At 38.4% G+C, this 22530-nt stretch carries 16 protein-coding genes; 4 read left to right on the top strand and 12 right to left on the bottom strand.

Going from position 1 to position 22530, the window contains the following annotated elements; translation table 11 throughout:
- The first annotated feature begins 48 nt into the window (after positions 1–48).
- Entirely contained in the window at positions 49–1614 is a 1566-nt protein-coding gene (locus J2Z69_RS16930; protein ID WP_209865356.1) for a histidine kinase N-terminal 7TM domain-containing diguanylate cyclase, read from the top strand.
- A 116-nt stretch (positions 1615–1730) separates the two neighbouring features.
- Positions 1731–3107 (top strand): alkaline phosphatase, encoded by a 1377-nt coding sequence (locus J2Z69_RS16925; protein WP_209865352.1) that lies wholly within the window; start codon positions 1731–1733, stop codon positions 3105–3107.
- A gap of 245 nt (positions 3108–3352) precedes the next feature.
- Here J2Z69_RS16925 and J2Z69_RS16920 read toward each other — a convergent pair whose 3' ends face one another.
- Positions 3353–5377, bottom strand: a complete 2025-nt coding sequence (locus J2Z69_RS16920; protein WP_209865348.1) for an ABC transporter ATP-binding protein — start codon at positions 5375–5377, stop codon at positions 3353–3355.
- Between the two features lie 202 nt (positions 5378–5579).
- Between J2Z69_RS16920 and J2Z69_RS16915 the strand changes: the two genes are divergently transcribed.
- Positions 5580–6257, top strand: coding sequence for a hypothetical protein (locus J2Z69_RS16915; RefSeq protein ID WP_209865345.1), 678 nt, complete (start codon positions 5580–5582; stop codon positions 6255–6257).
- A gap of 135 nt (positions 6258–6392) precedes the next feature.
- Here the strand turns inward: J2Z69_RS16915 and J2Z69_RS16910 are convergent, their stop codons facing one another.
- The gene (locus tag J2Z69_RS16910) at positions 6393–8237 is read right to left on the bottom strand and encodes an ABC transporter ATP-binding protein (protein ID WP_209865629.1); all 1845 of its coding nucleotides are present in this window, start codon (positions 8235–8237) and stop codon (positions 6393–6395) included.
- 1283 nt (positions 8238–9520) lie between these two features.
- Between J2Z69_RS16910 and J2Z69_RS16905 the strand changes: the two genes are divergently transcribed.
- The gene (locus tag J2Z69_RS16905; RefSeq protein ID WP_209865343.1) at positions 9521–10189 is read left to right on the top strand and encodes an SIR2 family NAD-dependent protein deacylase; all 669 of its coding nucleotides are present in this window, start codon (positions 9521–9523) and stop codon (positions 10187–10189) included.
- On the opposite strand, the gene J2Z69_RS16900 is transcribed toward J2Z69_RS16905, so the two are convergent.
- From J2Z69_RS16900 to J2Z69_RS16855, 10 genes are all read right to left on the bottom strand, one after another.
- Complete coding sequence (locus J2Z69_RS16900; RefSeq protein WP_209865340.1) at positions 10179–10862, bottom strand: hypothetical protein; 684 nt, start codon at positions 10860–10862, stop codon at positions 10179–10181. The genes J2Z69_RS16905 and J2Z69_RS16900 overlap by 11 nt on opposite strands.
- Positions 10863–10872: 10 nt before the next feature.
- A complete protein-coding gene (locus J2Z69_RS16895) occupies positions 10873–11514 on the bottom strand; it encodes a response regulator (protein ID WP_209865337.1) in 642 nt (213 codons plus the stop codon).
- Between the two features lie 9 nt (positions 11515–11523).
- Positions 11524–13662 carry an ATP-binding protein gene (locus J2Z69_RS16890; RefSeq protein ID WP_209865334.1) on the bottom strand — a complete coding sequence of 713 codons (2139 nt, stop codon included), beginning with the start codon at positions 13660–13662 and terminating at the stop codon, positions 11524–11526.
- 140 nt (positions 13663–13802) lie between these two features.
- Complete coding sequence (locus J2Z69_RS16885; protein WP_209865331.1) at positions 13803–15059, bottom strand: DNA cytosine methyltransferase; 1257 nt, start codon at positions 15057–15059, stop codon at positions 13803–13805.
- A 411-nt stretch (positions 15060–15470) separates the two neighbouring features.
- A complete protein-coding gene (locus J2Z69_RS16880; RefSeq protein ID WP_209865328.1) occupies positions 15471–15773 on the bottom strand; it encodes a hypothetical protein in 303 nt (100 codons plus the stop codon).
- 74 nt (positions 15774–15847) lie between these two features.
- Positions 15848–16717, bottom strand: a complete 870-nt coding sequence (locus J2Z69_RS16875; protein WP_209865325.1) for a hypothetical protein — start codon at positions 16715–16717, stop codon at positions 15848–15850.
- 170 nt (positions 16718–16887) lie between these two features.
- Positions 16888–17988 carry a TnsD family Tn7-like transposition protein gene (locus J2Z69_RS16870; RefSeq protein ID WP_209865321.1) on the bottom strand — a complete coding sequence of 367 codons (1101 nt, stop codon included), beginning with the start codon at positions 17986–17988 and terminating at the stop codon, positions 16888–16890.
- Positions 17913–18641: a TniQ family protein gene (locus J2Z69_RS16865; protein WP_209865319.1), complete on the bottom strand. Its 729-nt coding sequence runs from the start codon at positions 18639–18641 to the stop codon at positions 17913–17915. Before J2Z69_RS16865 ends, J2Z69_RS16870 begins: the two co-directional genes overlap by 76 nt.
- A 3-nt stretch (positions 18642–18644) precedes the next feature.
- Positions 18645–20318 (bottom strand): ATP-binding protein, encoded by a 1674-nt coding sequence (locus J2Z69_RS16860; RefSeq protein WP_209865314.1) that lies wholly within the window; start codon positions 20316–20318, stop codon positions 18645–18647.
- Positions 20315–22516 (bottom strand): Mu transposase C-terminal domain-containing protein, encoded by a 2202-nt coding sequence (locus tag J2Z69_RS16855; protein WP_209865311.1) that lies wholly within the window; start codon positions 22514–22516, stop codon positions 20315–20317. The genes J2Z69_RS16860 and J2Z69_RS16855 overlap by 4 nt, the downstream gene beginning before the upstream one ends.
- Positions 22517–22530 lie beyond the last annotated feature (14 nt).

Raw genomic sequence — 22530 nt, 5'->3', positions numbered from 1 at the left:
AAGATGAATCTATCGTTTAATTACAAGCTAGAAAGTTAGGAAGAAACCATGAATTCGATTACAACTTATATTACACTAGTCACTACATCTGGTGTACTCAGTATTTTTTTATGTATATATGCTTGGTTACGTAGAAAAGAAATCCCGGGGTCGCACCTCTTTATATTATGGACCCTATCTTCAGCAATCTATATTTTTGCAGTGGCATTTGGCTTGGCTAGTTCTTCACTGACCCTGATGATGTTCTGGACCAAAATAGAATATATTGGTATGCCTTATATCCCTGTGCTTGGTCTCTTACTTGTCTTTCGTTATATGGGCTGGAGGTTATCTCGCTGGAAGCTTGCACTTTTATTCATTATTCCAATCCTTACAACGGGATTAGTGGCTACTAATGAATGGCATCATCTTTTCTACAAATCGATCTATCTAAGAACCGATACGGCGACACCAATTGCCAATACAGTGATTGGCCCCTGGTACATCGTACATGGAGCCTTCACCTTCAGTTGTCTACTCGCAGGGACGATCCTGTTAGCTAGACAATGGACCAGCACCAAAAAAGCTTATCGCTTGCAGCTCACCACCCTCATTTGCGGACAAATGCTTCCTATGATAGCATCTTTCATCTATCTTATGGGTCTAACCCCCGGTGGCATAGATCCTGTCCCTATGGTGATGTGTTTGACGTCTGCTCTCTACATCTGGGCACTCATCACTACTAGGCTGCTTACCATTATACCGATTGCCAAAGAACGTATTTTTGAAAGCATGCGAGATGGCGTGGTCGTTCTTGATTCATCGAATCGTATTATCGATTATAATCAAGCCCTTCTTCAGTTCATCCCTTCTATGACCCCTAAGATGATAGGACAATCGCTAGATGAGGTATGGGGTCAGTTGACAGGAAAAGCTTTTCCCGCCAGATATGCAGTGGATGGCTCTGAAGAGGTCGCATGGAATTCCACAACTTACGTACAAGTTCGCTCATCTGTCATCAAGCTACGTAATAATGAAGAAGCTGGCCGACTTCTAATGTTAGTAGATGTTACGCAGCAGACCCGCTTAGAGGAACAGCTTCGCTATCTGGCCTATCATGATGAATTGACTCAAATCTACAATCGAACCCACTTCATCCAGACGTGCAAGCAATTACTGCAGCATTGTGATGCAATCTATCATCCTTTATCTATTATTTTATTCGATGTGGATCATTTCAAACAGATTAATGATACCTACGGGCATGAACTCGGAGATCGCGCGCTCCAGCACGTTGTGCAGGTATGCCTAAGTGTAATTGATTCCGACTCTTTCCTAGCTCGATATGGAGGGGAGGAATTTGTCGTTGCACTGCCCGATTTGAACTTGGACCAAGCTGGAATCATTGCTGAAAAAATTCGAGCTTCGTTAGAGGCTACGCCTATGATGATTGATCAACATCCCGTGCTGCTAACCTCAAGCTTTGGCGTATCTACGGCTGGAGATGGAGCTGATACTCCACTAGAATTCCTACTCCGTGACGCCGATGAGGCTTTATATTTGTCTAAAAGAAATGGCCGAAATGCCGTACACCTTCATCATGGACGAGTGTCCAGCTATATTCATGGATACTGACTTATTTTACATTTCTATAATATAATCCACCCCCTCCGCTAATATATGGAAGATACCCTTAATAGAGTAACCGGACAACCGGTACTTTCGAATGGATAAGATAAGGGAGGATATTTATGAAGAACATGTTTTCGAAAAGAGTTATTCCTGCAGCTGTCGTGGCAGCCTTGCTGGTCACGGGAATTGGGTCCACTGAAATACCATTTGTAGCAGCCCAAGGCGATAATAAGAAGAATAACAACGAGATTCGTAACGTCATTTTCCTTATCGGAGATGGTATGGGTGTCTCCTATACAACGGCTTATCGCTATCTAAAAGATAACCCTGCCACCCCGCTCATGGAACGCACAGAATTCGATAAATATTTGGTAGGTAATCAAATGACTTATCCGAACGATGAGCATGAGAATGTAACAGACTCCGCTTCCGCAGCAACTGCGATGTCCGCAGGGGTGAAGACTTATAACGCGGCTATTGCTGTAGACAACAACAAAAAAGAAGTAGAAACCGTATTAGAAGAAGCTAAAAAACAAGGCAAATCCACAGGACTTGTCGCTACGTCCGAGATTACCCATGCTACTCCAGCCGCATTCGGAGCTCATGATATCAGCCGCAAGAACATGGATGGTATTGCCGACGATTACTACAATGAGAAAATTAACGGCAAGCATAAAATTGATGTCTTACTGGGCGGAGGGCTTACTAATTTTGTCCGTAAAGATAAGAATTTAGTGGATCTGTTCAAGAAAGATGGATACAGCTATGTAACTAACCGCGATGAATTGCTCAAAGACAAGAATAAACAAGTGCTGGGTCTTTTTGCCACTGGCGGTTTCGACAAAGCGATCGACCGCGCGCCTACAGCCCCTTCTTTAGAGGAAATGACGAATACCGCCATCTCCCGTCTGAATACGAACAAAAAAGGCTTCTTCCTGATGGTGGAAGGCAGCCAAATCGACTGGGCGGGTCATGATAATGACATCGTGGGTGCGATGAGTGAAATGCAAGATTTCGAGAAAGCGTTCAAAAATGCAATCGATTTTGCTAAAAAAGACGGTCACACGCTAGTTGTAGCTACTGCGGATCACTCTACTGGTGGATTGTCCGTAGCTTCGAACGGCAAGTATCTCTTCGATGCTAGCTCCATTAAAGCGGCTAAACGTACACCAGACTATATGGCTGCTCAGATTTTTGGTGGTGCAGATGTAGAAACAACGCTAAAGCAGTACATCAACCTCACCCTTACACCTGAAGAGATTCAAGCCGTGAAGGATGCCGCAGCCAAAAAAGAAAAAGATGCTACGTCCATCGACAATGCGATTGAAGCCATCTTTAATGTTCGTACCAATGTTGGCTGGACTACCGGCGGACATACAGGTGAAGATGTGCCTGTCTACGCCTTTGGCCCCGGCAAAGATCAGTTCGCTGGACTAATTGATAACACAGACAACGCTAAGGTGATCTTCCGTATTCTAAAAGCAAAAGGAAAGTAACCCTTCGCTCCTCATTACTGTGACCTACAAAAAAGACGGCATACCTTTAGAGGTATGCCGTCTTTTTATCATCTATGGACTGAACCGATAGACAACAAAGGTGCTCCACATTTATAGTTGTACTAAATTAAATGAAATATGTAATTCCGTGTTTTTAGAATTAGTAGCGTACCACTGCACAACTCTTGTTTCATCATCAAACTTACAATCTCCCCTCGCCAGTCTCGGATTGGAAATTTATCATCTTAGCCTATGACCTTTTCCAAACTACGCTGAACTTGGTTCATCTGAGCGTACACTCCCCCAAGGTCCATGAGCTGCTCATGATTCCCTCGCTCAACGATCTCTCCATGCTGAATGACTAGAATTTGATCTGCTCTTCGAATGGTAGATAAGCGATGCGCAATAATAAAAGTCGTTCGCTCTTTGCTGACTACGTCCAGCGCTGATTGGATCATGGCTTCCGTCTCTGTATCCATATTAGATGTTGCCTCATCAAGAATCAAAATGGCTGGATTATAGATTAAAGCTCTTGCGAAAGCAACCATCTGCCGTTGTCCAATAGAGAGCGTACTCCCTTGATCGATAACAGGTTCATCTAACCCTAAAGGTAACGACTGAATCAAGTGTGCACCCCCCACCTGAATAAGAGCTTCCACAATCTGCTCACGACGAACCTTAGGATGATTCAGACTGATATTACTGGCAATCGTTCCGGAAAGAAGCACGGTGTCTTGTAACACAATCCCTACGCACTGACGAATTTGCTGAAGAGACATCTGTCGTGTATCCACATCATCGATGGTAATAAGCCCTTGCTCGATCTCATAAAATCGTAACAAAGCATTGACTATAGAGCTTTTGCCTGCACCCGTATGCCCTACAAAAGCTATCGTCTCTCCGGATTTCGCCTCAAAGGATATATTTTTTAAAACGGGATCATCCGTAGTGTAGGAGAACCATACATTCTCGAATGCAACATTCCCCTGTGTCCTCGAAATAGGGGTTCCAACCTCAATAAGATCTGTACCGAATATATCCATTAATTCAAACACACGCTCTGCGGCAACTAAGGAACGCTCCAGGTTAGACAGTTGATTCACGATGCCGACTACAGGCTGGAACATGCGTCCAATGTAATCCACAAACGCATAGACTACCCCGAAGGTAATGGCACTTGCTGGACCAAGACTAGCTCCGCCAAAATACCAAATGACCAAGGCTAAGACTAAGCTTTTTAAGACATTAGCCAGACTATAAGAAGTTAAAGCATCTAGGCTTAGTAGTTTAGTCTGAGATCTATAATATTGCTCGTTAGTATGACCCAGCTTTTCTTCGAATGTCTTTTGACGACCGAACGCATGAATCAATGGAATGCCCCTGATCATTTCATTTAGGGAACCATGAATACGACTAAGATGTTCTCGATTTACACGGTTGTAGGTGGTGGCAAGTTTGCGGTAAAGGATAATCCATAGGATCAGACAGGGCACAATAAGCGTGCAAATCCATGCTAACTTCACATTCAGAATGAATAAAGCTACAAAGATACTCACTAAATAGACACTCCCCGACACTACACTCGACATCACACTAATAAATAGTTCCTTCACGCTTTCCGTATCACTCGTTACTCTGGACATCACACTTCCCGCCGGATTCTGATCAAAATACTTCATAGGCAGCTTATGAATATGATGATATACATCATCTCTCATCTGCTGAATTACTCGGTTCGCTGAGGATTGAAGGAAGTACACTCTTCCATATTCAAATCCACTTGCCACAACCATGAGCCCTAGGTAGAGAACTAACAACATGATCATTCCATTAAATTGGGGTTGATAGAAGGACCATAATTCTTTGGCGCTGATCTCCTTTGCTGGGTAGGTATGTAGGTTATCACCGTTCTTCATCGTTAACTGCTGGTTCTCAAAGCTGCGCTGACCTCCCTCAGGCACAGACTGTGGCACAAAAATATACGTTGTTCCCACTTGCAGAATACGTACTTCTTTGCCCTTAGCTTCTCCAGGTACAAAATGATCGCTACGCTTATATCGATGACCTTGATAGAGCACCGATTGCTTGGAGGCTATCTGCACCTCGTTCCATGGCTTCTCTATCCCTAGAATATGCACGTCAATGATTTTCTTCGCAATAAAAGGACCTGTAAGTTCGGCTACAACAGCTAGCAAGAGCATAATGATAGCCAGAATAAAGCTTTTCTTATATGTAAAAGCGTAATGTAAGAGCTTTCGTCCCGTCCCCACTTCCTTCACCCTCCTCTTATTTTTAAATATATTAATGTTTTTGGTTTTTCTGGAACTTTTTTATAATTTAGGGTGTCTATATAATGTAACTCTCCCAAATATAAGCTGGACATACAAGTGTACAATCTTCAACTAGCTATGGTTTTAATCTGGTGGAAGTATTTCTAATTCATTCTCAAGACTACATTAGGAGGTGTACCTTTTGAAAAAAAAATATATAACCATGATGATGGGCCTATTCGCTTTACTACTAACAAGTTCAGTGATTTACTCTCAGTCCAATAGTTCGAAGGAACAAATTAAAGATGGGTTTGATGAAATTCAATCAAGTCTTGAGAAAGAAAAATTAAATAGTAATTTAAGGGCTAATTCTCCATTGGTTGAAGGGGAAGGAATTAGAATTACAACAGATACATTTATTTTTTATAAAAAGAGTTCTGAGTTAGTCAGTGGTCTTCAAAATAATGTAGTGAAACAGCGTCCGCAAAGTGATGATGATATTATAAAAGAGCTTATTAAATCTGAACTTACAGCACTACATGCTAAAAAACTAGGACTCAAAGCAACATCTCAAGAAATCAATGGCGTTATTACATCGGAAAGAGCTGCGCTACACGATTCAAATCTAGATCCAGATCATGATCTAGTAAAAGAACTCATGTCGAATCGAATTAGAATAACCGGTTTAACAGAAGATAAATTTTGGAATAGTGAGGACACAAGAGTTGGCTATGAAAAAGCTATTTTAATTGGTAAACTCTACGATAGATTGTTAAAAAAGGGGACGATTAAGGATGTTGCTGATTTTGATAAATATCAAACAGGACTTTTAAACGATTCCCAAGGCAAATTAAAAATAAATTATGATGCTATTAAATAATTCATTTTAGAAGTAAACCCCATCTCCCACTAAAAGGATGGGGTTTGTTTCTGTATATCCTGTTATAGATTACCTTTGCCTTGAGTCCTATTCCAATGGTTCATAACGAACATGCTCCTCTTGCCCCTCCATTTACTATTTCCCTGTTCTTGATAAAACTCTTTCCGATTCGAGTTGTTGTCTATCGTACTGCCTTGCATACCAACCGTTCTGTCGCACAAGCTCTTCATGAGTCCCCCGCTCTATAATCCTCCCCTCATCCAACACTACAATAAGATGGGCATGTTGAATCGTTGATAAGCGATGCGTGGCAATTAGATTTGTTCTCCCATGTCGATCCTGCTGAATATGAGACAGAATATGAGCTTCTGTTCGGGTGTCGACGGCAGATAGCGCATCATCCAGAATGAGAATCTCAGGGTTCATTAACAATGCACGTGCGATCGCTACGCGTTGTTTTTGCCCACCAGATAAAGACATTCCTCTCTCGCCCACTTCCGTATCCAGACCCTTCGGTAAATTGCTCAGGTCCTCTGTTAAAGCAGCTGAGGTTATGGCATATTGAAATTCATCATCTGTTGCTTGATCATTTCCAAACATGATATTTTCTCGAATCGAAGCTGAGAATAAGAACTGCTCTTGTGGAACATAACCAAACCACGGCGAAGCCTGTTCTCTAGGGATCTGATCGAGCTTAAAGTGTTCTGTTACTTGAATACATCCTTCACCGGGTGAATACTCTCTCAAAAGCTGCTGCAGCAAAGTAGATTTGCCACTCCCCGTCTTGCCTACAATGCCCAAGGTCTCCCCCCGCTTCAGCATAAAGGTAATGTTATTCAGGTTGTTATGCGTGGACGAAGGATACTTAAACGTTACTTGGGAAAAGCGTATAAAGTCTGGCCGAAGGTCTGAAGGTGGAGATATAGAATTGCATAGAGTTTGAGATCCTTGCTTATGTACTTTCTTCTGAGCTTGCCTTTGAACTTGACCTTGCCTTATATCATCGCCATCCTTAACGTCAGGCGAATAGTGCAGTATCTCACGAACTCGCTGAAGAGAAGCGCGTCCTCTCTGCATGATGTTCACCAGTTCATTCAGTGCATACATCGGCCAGATCATCATGCCTAAATACACATTAAAAGATACGAGTTGCCCCAGTGTGATCTGATGATGGAATACAAGACTTGCCCCATAACCGAGTCCAATCACATAACTGATAGCCACCAAAATTTTAATGATAGGCTCCATTAAGGCTTCCATGCGAGTCACTTCAAGATTCTTTTGATATACGTTCGCAGTGGATTGATGGAACTTCTGTAGATATGCCGATTCTTGCACATAAGCCCGAATTACGCGTATACCAGTCAGGGTATCAAGCACCTGATTGTTCAGCTCCCCAAATGCAGATTGAGCGCCAGCATATCTAATGTTTATTTTCTCCCCAAAATACTTAATGGTCAAAGCAATCAGGGGCAAGGGAGCGAGCGCAGCTAGCGTTAAAGACCAACTTATAGTAAAGCCCATCATCAGCGTGATCGTAAGCATATAAAAAGATGAGTCCACTAAAGTCAATATGCCAAAACCCGCTGTCTGGCCTATAGCTTCCAGATCGTGTGTAGCCCTTGCCATTACATCACCCGTACGATGGCGTTCGTAAAATGGAGCATTCATCTTCAATAGATGCTGGATTAGACGAGATCGATAGGTTTTCTCTAATATGTAAGAGCCTCCATAGAGTTGGTAGGTCCATAGATATGTAAATAAATAATAGATGAGCGCTAGTCCCACTAGAACAAGGGAGATCCCGTTTAAAGTACTACGAGTTAAGCTCCCCTGCTGCATTTGGTCAATAATCCTACCTATTAGAGTAGGCGGACCTAATTCAAGAATGCCCACCACAAGTAGAAAGAAAATAGCAAGCGTATACCTCTTTTTATATATGCCAAAAAACCAGCCGAGATCCCTGAACATCGAGAACACTTCATCCCATCCCTTCGATATACTCAACTGTTATATTTTAACAATAGAGTGAGAGTAAAGCATCCTTTTTAAGAAAAAAATCGAAGTCTTCCTATCAATGTAGGCTGTCATGCTCATCATCGTTTTGATTACACATTTAAATTTATTGAAAAATAAACGCGCCGCTTCTCGCGCAATATGATCTTAGAGCAGATCTGTGCAACGTGTAGTCCGCGGGATAAGAAGAATTACTTAGACATCTGACACGTGTAAATACTGAATATGTACATATGTACGAATATAAAAAAACTCAGATGAACATATTCACCCGAGTTCACCTATCCTAATTTATTATCAAGAAAATCTAACTTGATTACTGAATATACTGATCGATCATTTCCTTGTATTCTTTTTCATTATGGTAACTAGCTCCTAATCTGCGACGATATTTTTCAAGCTTACAAATTAATAAAATAGATATCCTTTTCTCATTTTGAGTACTAAGCTCCTTAGCGGACCTTAGCATTAAGAGCATAATTCAACCATAAACAACACCATTTCATTTGGTTACACTAATCTTGTATTTTTCAATTAACCATCCAGCCCCACTAACACCAATCAATTTATAATTATTCCTGTAGTTAAGAGATATTGAAAGAAAAGCTTCCTCATTACCCTTAATATGACTCGATAGCACTACCTCGTCATTAACATATGTAGGATAGATCTGATAATTTCATTCCTCCTTCTCACCGCCATTTTTCATTAACAGAAATTTAAATTTTTATAAAAAGAGAACAGCCTGAAAAATTTCTTTCAGACTGTTCTCTAGGTGGAATAACATTTATATAGTGGTTCACGACTTTTGTCATCAGTTCACGACATTATTACTGGTTCACGACTTTTTTATCATCTGACATCATTGTTCGGAAATAATAATGTTTTAGACTGGGGTAATAGATCTGGCTTTATAATTAAAATAGAGAAATGAACTTTTTTAATAAATAAGTATTAGACTAACCGTCAATCTAGTATTCCACAATTAAAAATACAGAATAATAAAGTATTAGACCACAACTATTACATATTAAAGACTTCATTAATAGAGGGTAATCAGTAAGAAAAGCATAACTTATTCATTATCCAAAGTTTATAAGTATCCAGATGCTCTTTATAACTCATACCCTTTGATATTGAAATTGGTCTGTTTTCTACATTAAAGCATAGTGTTTCTAAAATTTAGGAATAATTCCCTATTTAGATAGTTATAATGATAATACTCAAATGGAAAGAGTGATGACATTATGTTGCTGCTCGATGAATTAACGACTAAACTTAATGAAAAAAAAGTTATTGCTCTTACTGGAGAACATATTTCAGTTTTGTCAGGAATCCCAAGTGCCAGAGAAAAAATATATAAAGAATTATCAGTAAACGATATTTTTTCATTAAATTTTTTAAAAACTGAGCCCCTTATTTTCTTCAAAGCCTATTTTAATATGCTATTTAAAACTCAACTTAAAAATCCAAGCTATATTCATGGTTTTTTAAAATCGTTAGAAATACCTGTAATCACACAAAGTTATGATGGATTACATTTAAAAGCTGGAACTGAGACAATTGAACTTCACGGAAACATCAACTATTTTAGATGCCATTATTGTGACCATATTCAGAAAGCATATATACCAAACAGCAACGTAACCCAGTGTCTGGATAGCCTAATTGCAGAATTAACTTGCCCCGTATGTAAATCTGGTTTACTTAGACCTGATGTTATTTTAGAGGGTGAGGAACTACTCTTATTCCATGAAGCTCTGAATAAATTATTTGAATCAGACATTCTTCTTGTGATTGGAGATCAGAACGATATTTGGCCTGCAAATAAGCTATTGAAAATTGCACAAAAGAACTCAATAAATATAATTACAATAGAAGAGTCCCAATATCCTTATTTAATGCTTAACCAATAAGTTCATTTCCATTCCCAAATATTTTTATATTATTTGCCACATTTGATACAGCGAGAATTGCCTGACCAATGCCATGATTTGTATAAAGTTGAGGCCTTGCTTTCTGTATTTCTAATGCTCTTGAAGTGACAGTCCGCATTAATTCAGTCTCCAAAGCTAGTTTAATCTTGGTAAAGGTCCAATTATTTAATATTGCTTCTTTGATTACATACTGGAAAGTATCTTTATAACAATCTCCGATAAATACATGATATTTTGCAGAAGCTTCTTTTTTATTTAATTTTGTAAAATGAATTTTATTTGCAAATCCAAGATAAACTTTGCAGCCCTCGCCATTCTTGTATGCTTCGTCCCCAAGATTCCGTGCAGTACCGCAAGAAATTGCAATAACCTTCTTATCTCTTAAACATTCAATATTCTTCTTATCTAGAAGTATCTGATGATTTGTTTTCCCATGATCAAAACGATGAAATATTTCAGTAGCCGAACCATGAGTAATAAATATTAATGTATCAGCCTCCAACATCTCACTAAGACAGACTCTTTTAATTGGATTAAAGACTAATTTTATAGAAAAGCCCTTTCCTTCTAGCTCTTCTGCTAACCTCTTTCCAAACTTTCCAAAACGTTTCATCTCTGAGTTTAGTACGTTTCTGTATATGCTAATCGACATGGTGCCTCCACTAATATTTATAATTCAAGAGTACTGATAAAACAGTTTTAATAACTTGTTCTCTGAAATGTTTACCTTCTTCACTATCGTTTAACAAATCGTTAAAGAGATCTGTAACCTCAATATCTTCACCTTTTGTATTAGTATATGCTAGACCAATATCATTTTTTCGATACTCGTTTAGAGTTTTCGAAAGAACCATTGGAAGTAAGTCCATTTGCTTACAACAGTCCGCAATAACTTCAACCATCATTTCGTAATTGTTTTTGGAAGCGATTTTATCAACTTGCCAAATATTTATTAATTCAAATACTTCTTTTGTAGAAAACGGGAATTTATATTTTCTTAATACAGGGTGGTATTCAAACTCGCTTGAATAAAAAATTATCTTGCTAATTTGGTTTCTACTACGAAATGTTTCAATGAATTCACTACCGAGTTGTTTGGAACTATTAAAAAATCCCTTCCTCAAGTTATAATCCACCATCAAAATATCGTATGGTTCATTTATATCATATTGATTTTCATTCTGAATTATCGTAAAACCAACATCTAAATTTGATTTTTTCTTTAAATCCTTAGAGAATTTCTCGAAATTTGCAGCTATTAAACTTTCATCATCTACAACGAGAATTTTGTATTTATATGACATTTTTCCTCCTCATGCCACTGGCAATCTTAATAAGAAAGTAGTTTTTTTGTTCTTCTCTTCCATATCCACATATAATATTTCTCCATTATGATCTTCCATTATATCTTTTGCACTAGCAAGTCCTACCCCTGATCCATTGGTATCAGAACTCCAGAGAGAAAAAATAAATGGAATCTTTTCTTCCAGAATACCAACCCCACTATCTGAAAAGTAAATCTCAACATTATTCATGGCAACTTTTGATTCAATATTAATAATCTTCTGTTGAGAAGTTGACAATGCTTTGAACGCATTGCTAAATAAATTTTCCAATACACTTTTTATCGAATCAGGACTACATCTAACTTGATAGCCAGCAGTATTAAAATTTGTTACAATCTCTATTCCTTCTTCTCTTAATTTTGATTTATGGAAATCAAGAGACTCCGTAATAATACTATTTACCAATATTGTTTCTTTCTTAAGCTTAGAATGATTCACTTTATCTAAGGCACCTGTAACTAATTTGTAGATATCATCAAAAGCGAGTTCAAGAATCTTTGTATTTATGGTAACTCCCTGATCAAGTGCTTCATCTTTAAAGTCTCTTAATTGAGAATCAATTACAGATAGCTTATTCTTGATAGCATGAAGCATCTCAAATAAAATACCTTCTTTACTTGTAATTTGAGAGAAAATTTTTATTTTGCTTTCTATTTCCCTTGATGCTCTATCTACTGTATCAATCCTTTTAATAAATTCTCTAGAAAACAGATCTAAATCATTATATCTGGCTTGATTTTCTATCGAAAGGTCTGATTGATTTAATATTTCTTTAAAAGAGTCTAAAATGCCACTTGCTTCTCTTTTTAGATTACTAGATTCATCTTTTAGAACTTTGGTCACTTCTCTTGCTTCAGTTTTAATTCTATTAAATACATAGTTTTGAAATATTTTTATGAGGTACCAAACAAACTCTTTTAGATCTTCAAACGCAGCGACATCTTCAATCAAACCAACACGATCAGTTGCTTCCTTTAGAACTTCGTTTTTCTTCTCAGGGTCATGTGATAACGAAATATGACCAATTAAATCCCTAGTACCGAATGTTCTAAAAAAACCATATGAGTGTATCTTATCAATACCGAGCCAATCATTATTGGGTTCACCATAGGGCATAACTCTAAAATTATCTCTAAATATCTTAATATTTCCATAATCTGCGGGCCTAATGCCCATTTTTCTAGTAAATATATTTTTATCTTGAGGATCTAGATAGAAAATTTTTACTGATACCTCTCCAAATGAAGATGAACTGTATAATTTTATAGATTCTCTTTTTTCTATTTCGAGGTTATCCTCGATATAATAATTTAACATTCCATCAGTACTTAGCTCAGCGGATAATGAAGTCTTCAGATAATCAAAGGAATCATTAACAATTTCTTCTTTTGATTGAATAACTTCTCCATTTTCATAATAAGAGTAAGATAAAAATATTCTAAATTCATCCTGCTCAAAGTATATTGGAGACAAAAATTTCTTTAGACTTCTTTTTAACTTTATAATGTCTAGATTAGTCCAATCATCACGTAATTTTTTTATTGTTAATTTAGTACCCGATAAATCATCGTGGCTTACAGGATGAACCTGATACTCGCATGGAATTTGTTCAATTAATTTGTTTCTATCATCAAAATCATTCCAGTTGAAATGCACTTCAGTTTTCGTCTTTCTATCTTGATCGACGGAGAGCAGATTCAAGTACGCCCCAATTTTATCTACTCCGAATCTGCCAATTCCTTTTTCTCCATTGACTGTCCTACTCACAATCATATCTATTTCATTTCTTCTAACTCGTGCTTTGCCAGTCCTCTCTTTTTCTTTATGAGAGGTACCCAATTCCATCCAATATTCTTCGATCTCCCTAGTAGTCATACCAACACCGTTATCTATAATTTCAATATTAGAGTTAGATGTCGATATTATTTCACTAAGGAATTTTTCTGATGGAGGAAGAAAGTCATTAAGTTTTATTTCAATTCTAGTTGCCCCTGCATCGTATGAGTTTTTAATAAGCTCAAATATTGCTATTATGTTATTTGTAATTAGCTCACGTCCAACCAAATTTTCAACCTTAGCGTTAGTTCGAAAATGGAAAATTGGCATAGATCTCACCTCTCAATCTCATTTCATACGAAGGTACTTTGAATTTCTTTTGTAAGAGAATAACCGATGTTGATCAAAGTGACTTTTAAAGTCTCATACAATAAAACTTTTTGTTAAAGTGGTTCTATAATGTTTATAATTCACACACACAATGCCTCAATTGATTCGATACTTCTTGCTTCCAGAGCTCCCATAATCGACTCTGCAATAGCTCGTGCAAAAAGAGGAGGAACAGCATTTCCTACTTGGGTATATTGAGGAGTCTCAAATTTCCTTCTTTCTCCACCTGTTGTTCTTTTACCGCAAAACTCAAAACTATCATCAAACGATTGAAGTCTAGCAAATTCCCGCACTGTAAGAATTCTTGGATTACTTTCATCGTAATGAATAATATCATCCGGAAGAGTGAGGACAGTAGGGGAAACTTGAGCTCTATCTAACTTGGAACATCTATATTTCTTAGTAAAATAATAAGCAAAATCTGTTTCATTCAGTCTGCCTAATAGTTCGGCAATAGTCTCGCCTGGGTTTAATTTTTCAAATCTATCTACCGTTTTATCTAAATGTTTTGACGCTTTATGATTCAACAACTCTTCGCATCTTATAGGTCTATCATTAGCATCTGGAGTAAGACCATTTCTTAACATTAATTGATAAGCCGTTTGCTTAAATTCCTCATTATAATTAGTTGTGCTCTCTCCATTTTTCAAGAAACTTAAATCAGAAATAGCCTCATGAACTGTAACTATTTTGTCTCTTTTTTTAGGTGGGCTTGGCCTAGGAACTATATCAATATAGTTCTTACCTTTTTTTTCAACTTTGTTTGCAATAAAAATAACCCGCGGCCTATTCTGTGGAACAGCATAGTCTTTTGCATTCAACTGAAGGCATTGAACTCTATAACCTAGTTTAAGTGATTCTTGCTCAATAATTTTTGACGCAAGCTCATTTATATAGACTTTACCAGATACACCTCTAATTTTAGTGAACCTATAAGATAAAATACCTTCAACATTTTCCATGACAAAGTACTTTGGTTTCACACTCTTCACAATTTTTAAATATTCAAGGAACATTTTATTTCTAGGGTCGTTTTCATCCCTTTTCCCTGAGAGACTAAATCCTTGACACGGAGGCCCCCCTACAATTACATCAATAGAAGCCCCATTTAAAAATTCGGCAAGTTTGGGCTTTCTTGAGAGTTTTCTGATATCTCCTTCAAAAAACTTAAGTTTAAGACCTAACTGAGCGTGTCGGTTTTTATACGTCACGGCCGCCTCTTTACTAAAGTCGCTAGCGAATGGAATGTTGAAGCCCGCTTGCATAAATCCTTCTGACATTCCGCCTGCGCCGCAAAAGAGATCCAGTACCGTATACTTCTTATTTTGTATGCTCATTACTATCCACCTGTCATTTTGGTTAATCTAAAACCAGGATATCATATAGTAACTGCATTTCATAGATAGCACTGTAAATAAGTTATGGTGCCAATTTGTATTACATTAAAAACCATTTTGAAGCTCCAGACCTAATAGACGTTAAGATGAATATTGTGTATTAAATTACAATATTCGACATGCATTTGTTTTTAACCTTCCAACTTTAATACTCTTGGACTATTTTTCCATATATTCTTTCTGCCCAAGCATCATTATCATCATTTTGATAATGCTTAAGTTTTTGAATATCTAAATTAATACAGTTATTCAAAATATATCGATCCCAATGTCCACCTTTTTTTACTACTTCCTCTAATAGATACTTAATGTTTTGTTCAATTTCCTAGACAGGCAGTTTGTTCATATTCGTTAAATTAATGTCGAGATTGACCAACCATCTGGACGGGCCATCTCAAGAATATACTTATTTGAAACTGCGGTCGTTACTTTAACAACTGCACATGCTCTTCGTATCCCATTTTCACATAAAGAATATCTCTTCCCTAAAGGAAGTTGAAACACACTCATCTTAATGTTCAATCCATAATCATCAATCAACTTACGAATAACTCTAAAGAAGTCCTCTAAACCAATATCTTCAGACATGGGAACAGCTACTAAGCTTTCAAACTCAATAGGAGGGACGTCTCCACCTACTGCCGTATCCTCCACACTTACTTCTTTTGCACCGTTTCCTTGATTTTTCCCACCGCGTCCTATCGGAATAATGACCTCTTCACCAGCATTTACTTTTGACGCTCTTTTCGATCTATAAGAATCTCTGGTTTATTAACAAAACCATAGAAGGTCGGAGGGACGTCCAATACATCCTGATATGTATTTTCTTTCGCAAAGTTATTTTCATCTGTTATTTCAACATCTTCTTCTTCAGATGAATCAGTTATTCTAGTCTTTTTAACTCCATTAACACCAATCTGTTTTTTCAGTATAGGATGAGTATAAACTAACTTTTCTGCCGGTAAATTCAAGTTAGAAATCCCCATTATCTCCTGAACTAAAACTTGATTCCCCTTTCGTATGCAGCGAACCATCAATTCACACGGCTTAAGCAGAGGTAAATCAAATTTTAACGGAATGCCCTCACGGAAAACATTTTTTGGATTTAAACTGTCCTTCTTCGACGCAGAACGAAACAGATAACTGTAGATAGATTCCCATGAACTTAGAATTTCTTCATTACCACGAACCCAGGCAATATGCAGTGCGCTATCCTTCTTCTGTGCAATGGTGACCGGAAACCGTTTATTGAAATCAATATACATGGTTTCTCTTCGTAGCTTTATATCATCGATTATTAGTTCCAATCCATGAGGTTGTAACATTAAGTTCGCCAGAGTTCTATTTTTGACGTACAAACATCTTGCCCACTCCATCATTGGCACATAATATTCCGTATCATGAATCTCGTATTTCCAAACGAATTGTCGTCCAAGATCTCTTTGCTTATCCAAGTACATTAGCTTGCTAGGGATATCAAACCCAACCACAACTTGTCCCTGTTGGACATCTTGTACTTCTATGCTTTCTATACTGCCTGCTACTGGTCTTGTCACTTCAAATACGCCGTCAGTATATAATTGTCCCAATCGAAGCATAGGCCAAATGCCTACTGGATAGTCCACTATCGCAATTGGCTTATTTGATCGGCGAAAAGCAACATTTATTCTTCAATCTCCCCTAGCACCTGTAAAAAGTGAACCTGTCCAGCATAATTCCACTGTTTCTCCCGCATCAAATGGCCATTTTCGGAGTTTAGCAGCACACATTAGATCACCTCATCATCCACATATGAAAAACTTGTTCGTGATATATGCTTTTCGATTTCAAGATCCACAGCTTCGGAAAAACCCGAACACAATCCAGCTGCCTTAATCAACTCCCATTTTTTCAACGGGTATGTTTCCCTTTGTTTTCGCGCAGCCCACTTTAGCCGGCGAATTTGAAACTGCTCAACAGATTCAATGTGTCGCTCTAGCGCAGCCATTGTCTCTGGAAGCTTATCCTTTCTATTTTCGATAAGACTCAATTTACCAATTTTCTTCGCAACTGTAGTAAATCTTACTCTTACAGGCTTTTGATCTGTAATTTGAAGCATTTCCTTGCATTTAGCCTCGACAAGACTGCTTAATAATTGATCTCGTTGAAGCCAGTTCACACGATACGTTGTAGCTTTACGCGAAAATACCTGTTTCATTGAACTACCTTGAAATGCTACAACCTTCGATCCCTTCTCAGTATTGACTGTTTCTATATCATGGGATCGAGTGTATTTAATAACCGTACCAACATCCACACCCAACATTCTTGCGATTTGTCTTAACGACAAACCTTCATTGAGATATTGTCTAGCTTTATTTATCCAAATGAATCCATATTCTCTAACTCTACCAATGTGCATCCGATCATCTGTTGATTGATCTGGATCTCGCCTAGAGTATATGAAGCCACATTCGCAAGCAAAGATCCCAATTGGCCTGCCCGTATCACTGCATCTGGATATTTGTAATGCCTTGACAACATTCTTTCCAAAATGATCTGTGGCTCTATTTAAGCAAGGCCATGGGTTATTTCCAAATGGTTGATACTTATTACCGATATTCTGAATAAAATCATTCCATGAACCGTACAAAAAGCGAATTAATAGTAAGTAGCGCACCGGACTTATCACTCGTCGTTCTTTTCTAGTCGCAAAATTCAACCAAGACGAATCTTTCGAAATGTCACTTTCCAATAACTCTAAAAAGTCTTCTCCGTAGAAAGCAATAAATTGTTCATGAAGTTGAGCCTGTCTTATTCTATTGGCAGGAGTAACATAACCTCTTTCTGCAAGACGAGCGAGAAGATACCCTTGCTTGAATAAAGGCATCCCACTTCCTTGGTTTTTAAGATATTAGATATATCTAAAGAAAAGTCGGCTAATTTAGATATCGTTTTCTCCGTTTTGATTGAAGGAAGACATGACCGTGACTCAAATAAATCTCTTGAAATAGGCAATATCGTTAGCCCGTGACGATCTTCTTTAGGCGATGTAATTACATGCAATAGGCATCTATGTTCCGAGCATACAAATACTCCAAGAGCTTGATGAATCCGATGCCAGTAAGGCTCACCATAGCGAATAATATCCTCGTCATAACAGGTAGGGCAAAAACATAATGCTTCCTTATCTGCAACACTTCCAGCAGACAAGCCAACTAAAGCATGTATGCCAGATCCGTTAGAGCTTCTCATCATATCTTTTAATTGATTTGCTCGTTCTTTGGGCATAAAGGGGACATAAAGTGAGAAGAGGGTATGACTTTCAATCCATTCTTCTGCCCCGATACGAGTGGAGCTGAATACCTTCTGACCGAATTCACTCAGTTGGCTAGGCAAGCCTGCATTAAGTACCATGGAATCCGTTCCAAATAGATTACTTAATGTCCACTTGGGGCTAGAATTTCCACTTCTAAGATGGTATCTACCAACTACACTGTACAGCAATTCGTCAGGATAAGGTACAGGGAAGAAGCTTAGCAATGGTTAACTCAAGAACTCCTTTGCATTCTTAATATATTGTGCTTTTTGCAATGCCTCATAGGCCGATAATTTACGATTTCTGCCTTGAAAAATGATTACTCTCAAGTCGTCTGGATCTGTTGGCTCAAGCTTTTTCTTTGTTACTGTAATGCGAGTTGTATCTGATGAATCCTTCATATTCTCGTGCTTAATACGTAAAGCAGCTTTTGCTCCTTCTTTCTGAATATCTATTTCGTCTATGGAGCTTAAATGGTTTGATATTACTTCTTCAGCAGCTTTTCTTGCGACTTCTTTTTCGTAACCTACTTCTACAAGCCATGAAGATAGCTGACGAGTTTCTTGTTCTTTAACGTCATATCCTAACTCTTGTCGAATAACCTCTAGCTGATTTGCTTGTCGTTGCTGCTCTTCTATACGATTTAAATAATCATCTATCGAAACACCAGCATATAGATCAGCATATTTCTGTATTTCCCGCTTTTTCCCCGAACGAAGAGCCGCTAGAGCATCTCTTACTAATGTCAGGCGATCCTTTGCAACGGAACGAATCAGCTCAGTGCTTATTGTCTTCCTTTTCTGATCCAGAGCACGCCATTGGGCCAACATAAATAATTTGATAGCAATATCTGTTATCCCTTGGCTTTCTTCATACATGACGTCGACAAACTCATCCGTCAACTCAATCTTCTCATCGGTCCATTGATACTTCCACAATCCCCTCAATAACCAAATCCATTCTTCATCCTTTTTCATATGTTCCCATAAGGAATCTCCCTGTCCACTACCGCGGCGCGCATTTCTAAACTCACCATTCAGAACCGGTAGGGCTTTATACGTCCCAACTACAACGACAGGTAATCCAATTGTATTAACCAACTGTACAAAAAAGTTCAACATTTGAGGCGCACGATCGTCTTTAGCCTCTTGAAGATTTTGGATTTCATCAATCACTAGCACACCTAGACAATGTACTGCGGCAGCCTGAGCCATGATTGGCAACAACTCATCCGTGTACTTTGAAGAATTGTGATTATAATATTTAGTCCCTACCAGGCTATCGACAGCCAATAGGAAATTTAAACAAAGACTCCGTATGGAGCCATCATGCGGGCAGTCCAGCTTTAGCCAAACAATTTGGTAGAGCGGCAGTTTATTCCCTTGATATTCATAATGAACAATCACTTGTGGATACATCTTGAGAATTCTCAGAAGAGTACTCGATTTACCGATACCCGAGATTCCTACCATTGCAAAACCGGATGATGTAGGTGTATTTAGAGGATAAGCATCCGTCAATCCTTTAACCATAAGGTCATAAGTATCCTTACGAGTCCGAAAAGCATAATTAGGAGTTAACGGATTTCTTCCGACATAACCATCTCTGATCAGGCGGGACAAGCTTTGCTCCAATTCTAAATGTTTGGACAAGGGCTGAAAGAAATCTCTGGAAACCCGTTGAACGCAATGCATACGCAAGTGAACTGGAAGCTCCCGTTCCCAGACCTTATACAGAGGCTTTGATGCAAGATTCTGAATAACTGTCGAGTCATCCCAAATAGGAGGGAGGGCTTCAAGCAATGGGTTATTTCTGTATTCTTCAAGAAGTGGATCTTGATAATCGGCTTCAATGGTAATTCCCGTATTTATGTTGAACGTTGGTATTGGAATCTGTTTCATTCATCATCCCCCTCTTCAAGGAGTACTAACTTGATTCTGTCGAGTTTATTTGTTGGCGGAATATAGTTATCTTTTGACTCATTTTCTTTTGACCGGTTAGTTAGCAGAATAACTTTTGGGGGTAACTCTTCTGATGGTACTATTTGTTCTCCAGGACGAAATGCCTCGTTAGAGCGATTTACTTCTTTTTCTATTTGACGATGAATTTTTGTTTCTTTAACACGTTGTCGTTGGCTCATTCCGCTTTGCTTCACGGCTTCGTCCGTTTTTTTCTCTGCTTCATTTATAATTGCTTTTGCTTTAGCATCCAATCGAATTTGTCCCAGCATGGTATCGAACCCACGTTGTCGACCTTCGTGTTTTTCAATCTCTAATAAATCTTCAACTTCTTCAAAACGTTTATTATGATAGCGTTCCTCTCGTTCAAGCAACGTACATACCTCAAATCGTCGTTCATCATCCAACCACACGTGTATCTGATTTGTCCATCTCGGATCGTAGCTTACCTTAACTCGCCAACTCTTCTTAGCCCTTGCTTTAATGAACCATTGTTCTTTAAGGGCTAGTTCGCAGCTATAAGACATACCTTTAAAAATGATTCCTGAATCCGTTACAGTAGCGCTCCCTTGGGGCATTAAATTAAGTTGCACAATGCTCTCAGGTTGCCTTTTGAGTCTTCCAGTCCGATTTTGCACACCCCATAACCAAAGTTCTCTGGGAATGGCCGAAACATCATCAACAACCATAAATTCACTTCTTTTGTAACCTTGCATGTGATGATAATTATTGTGCTGCAATACATGCCCAATAATAATCTGCGTAAATTCTCTCAATGTCAGTTTCGCATCCAGACGATAGTCCCGCTGGCCACGCTCACGTTCTCCTTCTTTCACAGCCCCAGGAATGAAATGTACAGTTCTCGAATTAAGCAATCGGAACTGTTGCTCAACTATGCCTTTCCAGTCCGCTCGATAGGGCGCAGTATTTTCAACGGCGACACCTAAAGCATCAATTAGATTTGTAGGTTGGTATCCCTCAAATTCTCCGCGGTCTGCCGTAATGGTCTGAGGTAAGTGACTGCAAAACCAATCCTCATGCTCTATATCTATTTCATACTCAGCACAATATTTAACCTTGTCCATCGTAGTATTTGCCAGTGCCATCATCGCACCAATCCAACTTGGCCCTTCTAGACCTATGTACATCCCAGTGATCATTCGGCTAAACACGTCGACAACAAAATACACCACTGGTCTACCAATGATCCATTCCCTACGATATTCGCTTATCAAGTAAACATCAGCAACAGTAGCGTCGATCTGAAAGCGAGAGCCCGGTCCAAAAGCTTCATAAGTGGAACTACCCAATAAGGGTCTAAAGCTTGTTTCAAACTTGGTTTTTCCAAAGCGCTTGATAATACTTTGTTGCAAATCTATATCTTTCTGATACCAGTATCGAAATTGTGTAAAAGAAGGAAGTTGATCCTCTGAAGGAAGTACTGGAATCTTAGCATTTCCCTCAACCTTATATCCTTTCGCAAAAAATCGAGCCAAAGTATCTCTATACGCTTTTTTCAAGGTTGCCTTTTGACGGTTAAGATAAAATAACTTAATACCAGCGACGAGTAGAGAACGGGTTTCTTCATTTACATTAATGCCAAAATCGCCCTCGATAAATTTACGAGGACGTCCTCTTTTGGCTTCCCCTGAATTCCGCTCTGATCCTGCAGCACCACAGTTTTGATAAAACGGAAGGAGTGTATTTTTCACTTTACCGCCTTGCCAATAACGACGAAGATATCGATAGATCGTACTTTTATGAAGGCTCGTCTGTTTTATACTTTCTTGTATCATAATGCCGCGCAATCTCGAATCATAACAATCAGGTTCATCCTGAACAATGCTTTGAATAGCTTCCCATGCTTTATTCCGTATATCTAGTTGCTTCTGCTCATACTGGTCATCCGTACCAGCAGGAATATTTGTATCATGCCAGTCAATTACTTTACAGTTTCCTGTTTTCAGCGCCATCATAACTTCATCTAAAGCTTGAATGTCGGGCAAAGCTTTCTCATTTTCGAGTTGAATTGTTATAACTGCGTTTTTCAGAGGATTAGTCCACAAGATACGTTCAATTTTAGGTACATCACTATCATAGGAAGACCATTGTAGTATTGTATTTTCAGATAGTAATTCCATTTGAAGATTGGCCC

This window comes from Paenibacillus shirakamiensis (assembly GCF_017874255.1).
GTDB classification, from domain to species: domain Bacteria; phylum Bacillota; class Bacilli; order Paenibacillales; family Paenibacillaceae; genus Fontibacillus; species Fontibacillus shirakamiensis.
This window is presented reverse-complemented; position numbering and strand designations above follow the sequence as displayed.